This is a genomic window from Actinoplanes hulinensis, from assembly GCF_019429605.1.
GTDB classification, from domain to species: domain Bacteria; phylum Actinomycetota; class Actinomycetes; order Mycobacteriales; family Micromonosporaceae; genus Actinoplanes; species Actinoplanes campanulatus.
Genome location: NZ_JAHXZI010000005.1, coordinates 305,595 through 317,625, shown reverse-complemented (window position 1 = coordinate 317,625; position 12,031 = coordinate 305,595). Strand labels below are relative to the sequence as shown.

Here is a 12,031-nt window from a genome sequence, read left to right as displayed (position 1 = left end):
ATGAAATCGACGCGTATCGCGGCGGCCGCCACGATCACGGCGCTCGCCCTTACCGCCTGTGGCGGCGAGAAGGTCGGCGAGACGACCACGACGCCGGGGTCCGCCGCGGCGGCGGCCCCCTGCGGCACCTTCAACCTGGCCGTCAACCCGTGGGTCGGGTACGAGGCCACGGCCGCGGTCATCGCGTACGTCGCGGAGAAGGACCTCGGCTGCACCGTGACGAAGAAGGACCTCAAGGAGGAGATCTCCTGGCAGGGCTTCGCCACCGGCGAGGTGGACGCGATCGTCGAGAACTGGGGCCACGACGACCTCAAGAAGAAGTACATCGACGAGCAGAAGGTGGCGGTGGCCGCCGGGTCGACCGGCAACAAGGGCATCATCGGCTGGTACGTGCCGCCGTGGATGGCCGAGAAGAACCCGGACATCCTCGACCACAAGAACCTCAACAAGTACGCGTCGCAGTTCAAGACCTCGGAGTCCGGTGACAAGGGCCAACTGCTCGACGGCGACCCGTCGTTCGTCACCAACGACGAGGCGCTCGTCAAGAACCTGAAGCTGGACTACAAGGTGGTGTACGCGGGCAGCGAGACCGCGCTGATCACCGCGTTCCGGCAGGCCGAGTCGAAGAAGACGCCGCTGATCGGCTACTTCTACGAGCCGCAGTGGTTCCTGGCCGAGGTGCCGCTGAAGAAGGTGAGCCTGCCGGCGTACACCGCGGGTTGTGACGCGGATGCCGCGAAGGTCGCCTGCGACTACCCCGAGTACGACCTCGACAAGATCGTCAGCAAGAAGTTCGCCGACGCCAACGGCCCGGCCTACAACCTGGTGAAGAACTTCAACTGGACCAACGACGACCAGAACGTGGTCGCCAAGTACATCGCCCAGGACAAGATGTCCGCCGCCGACGCGGCCAAGAAGTGGGTCGAGGCGAACCCGGACAAGGTGAAGGCGTGGCTGGGCCGGTAGCCGTACACCCGGAACGGCTATGGCGCAACCCGGAGCCGGCCGCCGCCTACGACGTGATCGTCGTGGGCGGCGGCGGGCACGGCCTGGCCACCGCCTACTACCTGGCGAAGAACCACGGGATCACGAACGTGGCGGTGCTGGAGAAGGGGTGGCTGGCGGGCGGCAACATGGCCCGCAACACCACGATCATCCGGTCCAACTACCTGTGGGACGAGAGCGCCGGGATCTACGAGCACTCTCTCAAGCTGTGGGAGGGTCTCGAACAGGAGCTGGACTACCCGATCCTGTTCAGCCAGCGGGGCGTGCTCAATCTGGCGCACAGCCTCCAGGACGTCCGCGACAGCGTGCGGCGGGTGCACGCCAACCGGCTCAACGGCATCGACGCCGCATGGCTCGACCCCGCGCAGGTCCGCGAGATCTGCCCGATCATCAACATCTCGCCGGACGTGCGCTACCCGGTGCACGGCGCCACCTACCAGCCGCGCGCCGGCATCGCCAAGCACGACCACGTGGCCTGGGCGTACGCGCGGGCCGCCGACGCCCTCGGGGTGGATCTCATCCAGGACTGCGAGGTTACCGGCCTTCGGATCAGCGGCGGCCGGGTCACCGGGGTGCACACCACCCGCGGCACGATCGGGGCGGGCCGGGTGGCGCTCAGCGCGGCCGGGCACACCTCGGTGGTGGCGAAGATGGCCGGGATCGACCTGCCGTTGCAGAGCCACCCGTTGCAGGCGCTCGTCTCCGAGCTGCTGGAGCCGGTGCACCCGACGGTGGTCATGTCCAACGCCGTCCACGTCTATGTGAGCCAGGCGCACAAGGGCGAGCTGGTGATGGGCGCCGGCATCGACACCTGGAACGGGTACGGGCAGCGCGGCGCCTTCCACATCATCGAGCGGCAGATGGCGGCCGCGCTGGAGCTGTTCCCGTTCTTCGCCCGGGCGCACGTGCTGCGTACCTGGGGCGGGATCGTGGACGTCACCCCGGACGCCTCCCCGATCGTCGGCCTGTCCCCGGTGGACGGGCTCTTCCTGAACTGCGGGTGGGGCACCGGCGGGTTCAAGGCCACTCCCGGGGTGGGCTGGTGCTACGCGCACACGGTGGCGCACGGCGTACCCCACCCGCTGAACGCCCCGTTCAGCCTGGAGCGCTTCGTCACCGGAGCGCTCGTCGACGAGCACGGCGCCGCCGCGGTCGCCCACTGAGCCACTCAGCTGCGAGGAACACCATGATGCTCATCCCCTGTCCCTGGTGCGGGCCACGTGACGAGTCCGAGTTCCACTACGGCGGGCAGGCCGGGGTGGCCTATCCGGTCGACCCGGACGCGCTGTCCGACTCCGAGTGGGCGAGGTACCTGTTCTTCCGGGAGAACCCGAAGGGCCCGTTCCGGGAGCGGTGGAGCCACAGTGCCGGGTGCCGTCGCTGGTTCAGCCTGGTCCGGGACACCGTGACGAACGAGGTGCTGGCATGACCCAGCCGTTCCGTACCGAGGCGGGCGGGCTCGTCGACCGGGGCCGCACGCTGGCGTTTCTGTTCGACGGGCGGGAGTACGAGGGGCATCCCGGTGACACGCTCGCGTCGGCGCTGCTCGCCAACGGGGTCCACCGGGTCTCGTCGGGGATCCGGACCGGGCGGCCGCGCGGCATCTTCGCGGCCGGGGTGGAGGAGCCGAACGCGCTGGTCCAGATCGAGGAGCCGTTCCCGGAGCCGATGCTGACGGCCACCACCGTCGAGCTGTACGACGGGCTGGTGGCACGCGGTCTGCGCGGTCAGGGCCGGCTGGCGGCGGACCCCGATCCGGGCCGGTACGACGGGATGTACGCGCACTGCGACGTCCTGGTCATCGGCGCCGGGCCGGCCGGGCTGGCGGCCGCCACGGTGGCCGCGTCGTCGGGCGCCCGGGTCGTCGTCGTCGATGACCAGATCCGGGCGGGCGGCAGTCTGCTCGGCACCGGTGAGCACCTGGACTGGGTGGACCGGGTGGTCGCCGAGTTGGAAGCCGCCCCCGAGGTGCGGCTGCTGACCCGGACCACGGCGTTCGGCTACTACGACGACAACTACGTGGTGGCGGTGCAGCGGCGGCCGGGGCTGCCGGAGCACCGGGCCCGGGAGCGGGTGTGGCGGATCCGGGCGCGCCGGGTGGTTCTCGCCACCGGGGCGCACGAGCGGTCCCTCGCGTTCGCCGGCAACGACCGGCCGGGCGTCATGCTGGCCGGGGCGGCGCGCACCTATGTCAACCGGTACGGCGTGCTGCCCGGCCGCCGCGCCGTGGTGCTGACCGGCAACGACAGCGCCCACGGCGCGGCCCGTGATCTCGCCGCCGCCGGGGTGGAGATCGCCGCGATCGCCGACCTGCGGGACGGCTGGGCGATCACCGGGGTGGCCGGGACCGAGCGGGTCGAGGCGGTGACGCTGCGGGCCCCGGACGGGATCGAGCGCCGTCTGGAGGCGGACCTGCTGCTGGTGTCCGGTGGCTGGAACCCGGTGGGCGCGCTCTACAGCCAGGCCGGTGGGCGGCTCGTCCACGACCCCGGGCTGGCCGCCTTCCGGCCGGACGGGAACTGCCGGCAGGCGCTGGAGGTCGCCGGGGCCGCCGCCGGGTCGTACAGCCTGGGGGTTTGTCTCGCCGAAGGCGCCGCGGCCGGGAAGCGCGCCGCCGAGGCCGCCGGTCTCGAAGCCGGCGACATCGTCCTGCCGGAGGTCACCGAGCCGGAGGTGACGCCGCCGCTGGCCGTCTGGACACTGCCCGGCGGGGATCCGGCCACCGCGTTCGTGGATCTCCAGCGCGACGTGACGGTGGCGGACCTGACCCGGGCCACCGGGACCGGGATGCGCTCGGCCGAGCACGTGAAGCGCTACACCACCGCCGGGACCGCGCACGACCAGGGCAAGACGTCCGGGACGCTGACCAGCGGGGTGATCGCGGAACTGCTCGGTGTGGAGGTCGGCGCGCTGGGTGTCACGACGTTCCGGCCGCCGTTCACGCCGGTGAGCTTCGCGGCGCTGGCCGGCCGGAACCGGGGCATGCGCTTCGATCCGGTCCGGGTGACCGCCCTGCACGCCTGGCACGAGGCGAACGGCGCGCTCTTCGAGAACGTCGGCCAGTGGCGGCGGCCGTGGTACTACCCGCGCGAGGGCGAGGACATGGCCGCCGCCGTGCTGCGCGAGTGCTGGGCGGCCCGCGAGGGCGTGGCGATGATGGACGCCTCCACCCTCGGCAAGATCGACGTAGGCGGGCCGGACGCCGCGGTGTTCCTGGATCGCCTGTACACCAACATGATCAGCACGCTGGCGCCGGGCGCGATCCGGTACGGCGTGATGTGCCGCCCGGACGGCATGGTGTTCGACGACGGCACCGTGATCCGCCTGGCGGAGGACCGTTTCCTGGTCACCACGACGACCGGCAACGCCGCGGCGGTCCTCGACTGGATGGAGGAGTGGCTCCAGACCGAGTGGCCGGAACTGCGCGTGCACTGCACCTCGGTCACCGAGCAGTGGGCCACCGTGGCGCTGGTCGGCCCGGACTCCCGCCGGGTTCTCGCCATGCTGGCGCCCGCCCTCGACGTCAGCCGGGAGGGCTTCCCGTTCATGACGTGGCGGGACACCGAGGTGGCGGGCCTCACCGCGCGGGTCTGCCGGATCAGCTTCTCCGGCGAGCTGGCCTACGAGATCAACGTGAGCTGGTGGGACGCGGTCACGCTGTGGGAGGCGCTGCTGGCGGCCGGCACGCCGCTCGGCATCACGCCCTACGGCACCGAGACCATGCACGTGCTGCGCGCCGAGAAGGGCTATCCGATCATCGGCCAGGACACCGACGGCACGGTCACCCCGCACGATCTGGGGCTGAGCTGGGCGGTGTCGCGCAAGAAGGCCGATTTCCTCGGCCGCAGATCCTTCTCCCGTACGGACACCGCGCGCCCGGACCGCAAGCAGCTGGTCGGGCTGCTGCCGGACGCCGGAACGCTGCTGCCGGAGGGCTCGCACCTGCTGACCGGGCCGGACGAGACGGCCGCCCTGGGGCACGTGACCTCGTCGTACCACAGCGCGGCCCTGGGGCGGACCTTCGCGCTGGCGCTGGTGCGCGGCGGCCGTGACCTGATCGGGCAGACCCTGTGGGCCACCCTCGACGACGGCGTGACACCGGTGACGGTCACCGGTTCGGTGCTCTACGACCCGGAAGGAACCCGGCGAGATGGCTGAGCGGAATTCCCCTCTGGGCGGCGCCGCGGACCGGTTGGCGGCGGTGGCGGCCGCGACCGGCGGCGCGGTCACCGTGGCCGAGGTGCCGTTCCTGACCCAACTCAACGTGCGCACCCTTCCTCACTCATCGGCAATTGTCGATGTGAACGTTCTCCAGCTCGGCCCGGACGAGTGGTTGATCGTCGGAGCGCCGGGCGCCTTCGCCGAACCGGCGGGACCGTCCGCCGTGGACGTCTCGGCTCAGCGCACCACCGTGGCGGTGGGCGGCTCGCGGGCGCTCGATCTGCTGGCCATGGGCTGCGCGATCGACCTTCACCCGCGCGTCTTCCGGGTGGGTGACTGTGCGCAGACGACGATGGCGCACGCGCCGGTGATCATCTGGCGCCGGGAGACGGAGTTCTGGATCCTGGTGCGGGCGTCCTTCGCGGCACACCTGGCCGACTGGCTCGTCGACGCCGCCCAGGAATTCACAGCGGGTGACTGATAGCGCTCCCATCTCACGATCGGTGATCATGTCAATGCTATGTGACGTTGCGCCATCGTAAATTTCGGCTCGCACTGTTGACCATCAAGGACGAAGCGACGATTCTGTTTCGGCGTAGCCGGAAGATCAGTTCCATGCCCGGCGACCGCGATTCCGTCGCGCCACCCCCCGCTTCACGCAACAAACTTTGCGGATAGACCGTAATGAATCGACGTGCACGCCGGTCGTGAGCGAGCCGAACCGGCGGTCGACAAAGGAGCTGATCGCTTGTCCGTCCATGCTGAGGGCGCCGAGCAGTCCGAGCCGGGCCAGGGCGCGCCGGCCCCCAGCAGCCACCCCGGCGACGAGAGGGCGCGATCACGACGGGCCGGTGGGACGATCCGCCAGCGTGTGGTGCGAACCCTCGCCCTGCCGGTGGCCACCACCCTGGTGCTGCTCACCATCGTGGCCGTCGGCGAGGTCGGCAACTACCGCACCGCCTCGGGCACCACCCGCGCGGTCACCATCGACCTCGGCGTCCAGGAGCTGGTCCAGGACCTCCAGACCGAACGTGGCCTGACCGCCGGGCTGCTCGGCGGCAACGACGGCTTCCGCGCCGAGCTGCTGCCCGCCCGCGACGCGGTCGACCTGCGGCGCGACCAGCTGGAGGTGCTGATCTCCGACGGCGGCGACGTGGAGGACCGGGTCGGCGCCGCGCTCCAGCAGCTGGACGGGCTGACCGGCGTACGGGCCGGCACCGACACCGGCTCCGGCGAGCGGGCCGCCACCTTCGCCTTCTACACCGCCCGGATCGCCGACCTCGGCAACCTCGACTTCGACCTGGACGGCACCAGCGACCCGGAGCTGCGCCGGGGCGCGGCCGCGCTGGAGGCGCTCGGCGACATCAAGGAGGCGACCGCCCAGGAGCGCGCCTTCCTCAACGGTGTCTTCTCGGCCAGCGGCTTCAAGTCCGGCGAGTTCCTCCAGTTCGTCACCATGCGGTCCACGAAGGACGCGGCGCTCGCCGCCTTCGACCGGTACGCCAACAGCACCGAGCGCGCCGCCCGCGACTACATGTTCGACACCGGCGCCGCCCGCGAGGCGGCCTACTTCGAGCAGGTCGCCCTCCAGTCCGGTGACAACCGGTACCTCCAGGTCAACCCGCAGTCCTGGTGGTCCGCGCACACCACGGTGCTCGACGACATGCTCCAGCTCGAAAACCACATCGGGTCGGTCATCACGGCGCGGGCCGCCGTCCTCGAGGACGACGCGACCGTACGCATGGGCGTGCTGCTCGGCGCCGTGCTGCTCTGCCTGGCCGGTTCGGTCTGGCTCGCCACCGTCGCGTCCCGGTCGGTCGCCCGCCCGCTGGCCGTCCTGGCCTCCGAGGCGAACCTGCTGGCCAGCGCACAGCTGCCGGAAGCGGTCCAGCAGGCGGCGGCCGGCGACAGCACCGCTCCCCCGCCACCGGTGCTCGTGCCGCGCGGCGCCAGCACCGAGGTCCGCCTGGTGGCCGACGCCTTCGACCGGGTGCAGGCCACGGCGTACGCGCTCGCCACCGAGCAGGCGATGCTGCGGCGCACCACCGCCGAGTCGCTGGCCAACCTGGGCCGGCGCAACCAGAACCTGCTGCGCCGCCAGCTCGGCTTCATCACCAAGCTGGAGCGGGAGGAGTCCAGCCCGGCCGGCCTGGCCAACCTGTTCGAACTGGACCACCTGGCCACCCGCATGCGGCGGAACGCGGAGAGCCTGCTGATCCTGGTCGGTGCGGCCAGCCCCCGGCAGCTCTCCGAGCCGTTGCAGGTCTCCGACGTGATCCGGGCCGCGGTCTCCGAGGTCGAGGAGTACCGCCGGGTCACCCTGCGCCGGGTCGACGACACCATGGTCACCGGCTCCACGGTCAGCGGCATCGCGCACATGCTGGCCGAGCTCATCGAGAACGGCCTGGCCTTCTCCCCGCCGGACGTGGACGTGGAGATCCACGGCCGCCGGATGGGCGAGGGCTACCTGATCGCCATCACCGACCAGGGCATCGGCATGACCCCGGCGGACCTGGCCCGGGCCAACGAGCGGCTGCGTGGCCGCGGCGACTTCATCACCGCCCCGGCCCGCTTCCTGGGCCACTACGTGGTCGGCCGGCTGGCCCTCCAGATGGGCATCGACGTACAGCTCACGCCGTCGCCGGTGACCGGTGTGACGGCGCGGATCACGCTGCCCGCCGAGATCCTGGCCGACCCGCACACGGTCGGCGCCGCGCCCCGGCCGTCCGCGCCGGCCCGTAAGATCACTCCGATCCCGCGGCAGGTCACCGCCACCGTCGAGCCACCGGCGCCGACCACGCCGACCGCACCGACCGCACCGACCGCACCGCTGCGGCTGGAGCCGGCACCCGTCGCGAACGGCACACGGCCCCTGCGGTCCACCGCCATCGAGTACGTGGTGGTGCAGGACGAAGCCGCCGCCGCCGACGGTGCACCCCGTACCGCGAATGGCCTGAAGAAGCGCATCCCCCGCACGCAGCGCAACCCTTCGCGCCCGGCCGAGACGGTCACCACCCCGGCCGAGAAGCCGGCGCCGGTCGCCGATTCGCCGGAGGCGATCCGGGATCGCCTCAATGCCCTGCGCGGTGGCATCCAGCGCGGCAACGCCGAAAAGGCGGGGCTTTCATGACGAGTACTCAGAAATGGCCCCTCGGCAGCAACCTGGAAAGAAGAATGATGAGCGTTGACACCTCGGCGGACCGGCATCAATTCAATTGGCTGCTCGGCAACTTCGTCCACCAGACGGACGGCGTGCGCGACGCCGTGGCGGTGTCCTCCGACGGGTTGCTGATCGCCGGGTCGGACGGGCTGAACCGGGCCGAGGCGGACCAGCTGGCCGCCATCGTCTCCAGCCTGGCCAGCCTGGCCCGCAGCGCCTCCCGCCGGTACGACTTCGACGGCCTCAAGCTCATCATGATCGAGATGCATCGGGGCTTCCTGCTGGTCTCGGTCATCCGCGGCGGCAGCGTGCTCGGCGTGGTGGCCGGCAGCGAGAGTGATCTGGGCCTGGTCGGCTACGAGATCTCACTGCTCGCCGACCGCTTCGGCGATCTGCTCACCCCGGCCCTGATCGCAGAGTCCCGGCAACACCTGCCGCGATGAGCGAGTCGTCGGGGATCCCGTACGCCGGCTCCCACCGGCCGTCCGACGGGTACGGGCTGCACTCGGGCGGCATGGACGAGGACCCGGTGATCCGCCCGTTCATGCTGACCGGTGGGCGTACCGAGCCGCTGCAGGACGGAATCCGGATCGAGACACTGCTGCACGCGGCACCGGCCGCGCTGTCGGCGCCGCTGCGCTTCGAGTCCCGGCGCATCGTCGAACTCGCACAGGCGCCGATGTCGGTCGCCGATCTGTCGGTGGCGCTACGCGCGCCGCTCGGCGTCGTCCGCGTCATCGTGGCCGACCTGATCACGCAGGGCTACCTCTCCGTCGAGGATCAGCCCGGCGAGCTCTCCACCAGTTTGATCGAAAGGATCAGGGACCGTGTCCGGGCGCTCTAGGGAGCCGTCGACAGCGCACCCCATCGCTGTCAAGATCGTCATCAGCGGCGGCTTCGGCGTCGGGAAGACCACCTTCGTGGGGGCCATCTCCGAGATCGAGCCGCTGGTCACCGAGGCCGAGATGACCGAGAGATCGATCGGCATCGACGACACCTCCGCGGTGTCCGGCAAGACCACCACCACCGTCGCCCTCGACTTCGGCCGGATCACCCTGGACGACGCCCTGCTGCTCTACCTGTTCGGCACCCCCGGGCAGGACCGGTTCGCGTTCCTCTGGGACGACCTGGTCGACGGGGCGCTCGGCTCGATCGTGCTGGTCGACACCCGGCGGATCGAGGACTCGTTCCCGGCCATCGACTACTTCGAGGAGCACGAGATCCCGTTCATCATCGGCGTCAACCGGTTCACCGGCGCCCAGCGGTTCCAGCTCGCCGAGGTCCGCGACGCGCTCGGGGTCAGCGAGGGCGTACCCCTGGTGGAATGTGACGCGCGGGACCGCGAGTCGGTGAAGAGCGTCCTGGTGGCGCTCACCGAGGAGGTGCTCGCCAAACGGGCGGGCCGGGAGCGGGCGGGGTCGGTCCGGTGAGGCGCGGACTCTCCCGGCTCATCGCGGCCATCGGCATCGCCGCGCTGGCGGGCTGCTCCGGCACCGAGGCGGCCATCACGCCGCCGCCCGGTGCGCTGCCCGACCCGGTCGGCTGCGGCAGCGTGAACATCGCGGTCAACCCCTGGTCCGGATACTCCGCCAACGTCGCCGTGGTCAGCTATCTGCTCGAGGAGGAGCTGAACTGCACGGTCGGCACCGTGGAGCTGAGCGAGACCGCCTCGTGGGCCGGCCTGGTCGACGGCAGCATCGACGTGATCCTGGAGAACTGGGGCCACGACGATCTGAAGAAGAAGTACATCGACGGCCAGAAGGTCGCCGTGGAGCTCGGGCTCACCGGCAACAAGGGCGTCATCGGCTGGTACGTGCCACCGTGGATGGCCAAGACCTACCCGGACATCACGAACTGGCGCAAGCTCAACGGCTACGCCGACCTCTTCAAGACCAAGGCCTCCGGCGAGAAGGGCCAGTTCCTGGCCGGTGACCCGTCCTTCGTCACCAACGACGACAAGCTGATCGAGAACCTCAAGCTCGACTACACCGTGGTGTACGCGGGCAGCGAGGACAAGCTCATCGCCGCGTTCCGGAGGGCGCAGGCCAACCGGACGCCGCTGCTGGGCTACTTCTACGAGCCGCAGTGGCTGCTGTCGGACATCAAACTGGTACGGGTGCCGCTGCCCAACTACACGCCCGGCTGCGACGCCGACGGGGAGACGGTGGCCTGCGACTACCAGCCGTACGACCTCGACAAGATCGCCCGGAAGAAGTTCGTCGACTCGGGCAGCCCGGCCGCCATCTTCCTGAAGAACTGGAAGTGGACCAACGACGACCAGAACAGGGTCGCCAAGGACATGACCCAGAACGGCCTGTCCGCGGAGGACGCGGCCCGCAAGTGGGTCGACGCGAACCGCACCGTCTGGGAGAAGTGGCTGCCCTAGCTCTCGTTCCCGTCCTCGTCCTGGTCCGGCTCCTCGGTGGGCGGGACCGGCGGGGTGTCGTAGCGCCGGCCGCGCTTCTGGAGGCGGGCCCGGGAGCTGGCGGACAGGAACTTACCGGCGCGCGAGGCCGAGCCCATCTCGGTCTCGCGCGCCAGGTAGTCGAGTGTCGCGGCCTCCTCGGCCAGGTCGGCGGCCAGTGACTCCGGAGCGTCCGCCCGCGCCTTGCCGATCTCCTCCCGGGCCTGCCGGATCTCCTCCAGCGCGGCCGTCGAGTCGCCCTGGTTGAGCAGGTCGGAGGCCCGTCGCTTGGCCCGCTGGGCGCGGAGGTAGACCAGCTCGGTGCGGACCACCGGGTCGGGCACCCGGCCGGCGGCCACGTCACCATGCACCACGTTGACGTGCACCGGAACCGTCACCGTGTGCTGGGCCAGCGCCGGCAGCTCCACATGGGTGAAGGTCAGCGTCGCGATCTCGGCCAGGCCCAGCGCGGCGACCGCCGGCACGTCGAAGGTGAGCACCAGCTTCCGGGTCTCGTCGGCGTAGAAGCCGCCGAGCTCGATGAGCAGGCCGTCGTCGACGAGGTTGGCGGGCAGGTCGTTGACCACCAGCACGCCGCTGACCACCGGGGTCACCGCGACGTGCAGCGAGGCGGCCTGGACGGTCTGCGCCAGCAGGGCCTGGACCTCACCGGCGATCAGCGCGATGGCGGTGTCCGGCTCCTCGGCGAAATGCTCGTTGCCGGAGCCGCCCCGGGCGAGCGCCGACATGATCCGCTCGTCGTAACCCAGCCCGAACCCGAGCGTCGACGTGGTGACCCCGTGCGTGTACGCCTCGGCCGCCACCCGGGCCAGCGCCTCCGGATCGGTGATGCCCGCGTTGGCGTGCCCGTCGCTGATGATCAGGACGGTGGCGCCGGCCGCCCCGGCCACCCGGCGGGCCTCCTGGAGCCCGCGCAGGTAGCCGCCGGACAGATCGGTGCTGTTGCGCGCCTCCACCCCGGCGATGGCCCGTCTGGCCGCCGCCTTGTCGGTCAGCCGCCGGGCGGGCACCACCACGTCGGCCCGGTCGTCGAAGACGACCAGGCCGAAGTGGTCGCGGGGGTCCAGGCGGTCGACGAGCGCGGTCAGCGCGCTCTTCGCCCCGTCGAGCCGGTCGCCGCGCATCGAGCCGCTGCGGTCCAGCACCACCACGAGGGTGCTGGGCGCCCGCTCGGCGCCGTCACCGGGCGCGGGCGGCGCGGCCAGCTCGATCATCACGGAGACCTGGTCCTCGGTCTCGATGGCGATCATCTCGACATCGAGGTGGGCGGTGACGCGCAC

At 71.1% G+C, this 12,031-nt stretch carries 11 protein-coding genes; 10 read left to right on the top strand and 1 reads right to left on the bottom strand.

All coding sequences use genetic code 11. The features are described 5' to 3' along the window. From KZ829_RS12060 to KZ829_RS12010, 10 genes are all read left to right on the top strand, one after another. Nucleotides 1-966: an ABC transporter substrate-binding protein gene (locus tag KZ829_RS12060; protein WP_220143930.1), complete on the top strand. Its 966-nt coding sequence runs from the start codon at nucleotides 1-3 to the stop codon at nucleotides 964-966. After that, nucleotides 951-2,168 carry a sarcosine oxidase subunit beta family protein gene (locus KZ829_RS12055; RefSeq protein WP_220143929.1) on the top strand — a complete coding sequence of 406 codons (1,218 nt, stop codon included), beginning with the start codon at nucleotides 951-953 and terminating at the stop codon, nucleotides 2,166-2,168. Before KZ829_RS12060 ends, KZ829_RS12055 begins: the two co-directional genes overlap by 16 nt. Nucleotides 2,169-2,191: 23 nt before the next feature. Next, nucleotides 2,192-2,434: a sarcosine oxidase subunit delta gene (locus KZ829_RS12050; RefSeq protein WP_220143928.1), complete on the top strand. Its 243-nt coding sequence runs from the start codon at nucleotides 2,192-2,194 to the stop codon at nucleotides 2,432-2,434. Next, nucleotides 2,431-5,163: a 2Fe-2S iron-sulfur cluster-binding protein gene (locus KZ829_RS42855; RefSeq protein WP_246635454.1), complete on the top strand. Its 2,733-nt coding sequence runs from the start codon at nucleotides 2,431-2,433 to the stop codon at nucleotides 5,161-5,163. Before KZ829_RS12050 ends, KZ829_RS42855 begins: the two co-directional genes overlap by 4 nt. Then, nucleotides 5,156-5,647, top strand: a complete 492-nt coding sequence (locus KZ829_RS12035; RefSeq protein ID WP_220143927.1) for a sarcosine oxidase subunit gamma — start codon at nucleotides 5,156-5,158, stop codon at nucleotides 5,645-5,647. The genes KZ829_RS42855 and KZ829_RS12035 overlap by 8 nt, the downstream gene beginning before the upstream one ends. A 267-nt stretch (nucleotides 5,648-5,914) precedes the next feature. Continuing rightward, nucleotides 5,915-8,296, top strand: a complete 2,382-nt coding sequence (locus tag KZ829_RS12030) for a sensor histidine kinase (protein ID WP_220143926.1) — start codon at nucleotides 5,915-5,917, stop codon at nucleotides 8,294-8,296. Between the two features lie 47 nt (nucleotides 8,297-8,343). Further along, a complete protein-coding gene (locus tag KZ829_RS12025) occupies nucleotides 8,344-8,769 on the top strand; it encodes a roadblock/LC7 domain-containing protein (RefSeq protein WP_183219981.1) in 426 nt (141 codons plus the stop codon). Nucleotides 8,770-8,840: 71 nt separating this feature from the next. Then, nucleotides 8,841-9,170, top strand: coding sequence for a DUF742 domain-containing protein (locus KZ829_RS12020; RefSeq protein WP_307838042.1), 330 nt, complete (start codon nucleotides 8,841-8,843; stop codon nucleotides 9,168-9,170). After that, the gene (locus KZ829_RS12015; RefSeq protein ID WP_220143924.1) at nucleotides 9,154-9,756 is read left to right on the top strand and encodes a GTP-binding protein; all 603 of its coding nucleotides are present in this window, start codon (nucleotides 9,154-9,156) and stop codon (nucleotides 9,754-9,756) included. Before KZ829_RS12020 ends, KZ829_RS12015 begins: the two co-directional genes overlap by 17 nt. Further along, a complete protein-coding gene (locus tag KZ829_RS12010) occupies nucleotides 9,753-10,712 on the top strand; it encodes an ABC transporter substrate-binding protein (protein ID WP_372453857.1) in 960 nt (319 codons plus the stop codon). The genes KZ829_RS12015 and KZ829_RS12010 overlap by 4 nt, the downstream gene beginning before the upstream one ends. Here KZ829_RS12010 and KZ829_RS12005 read toward each other — a convergent pair. Beyond that, a complete protein-coding gene (locus KZ829_RS12005; RefSeq protein ID WP_220143923.1) occupies nucleotides 10,709-12,031 on the bottom strand; it encodes a vWA domain-containing protein in 1,323 nt (440 codons plus the stop codon). The two genes, KZ829_RS12010 and KZ829_RS12005, sit on opposite strands and share 4 nt — an antisense overlap.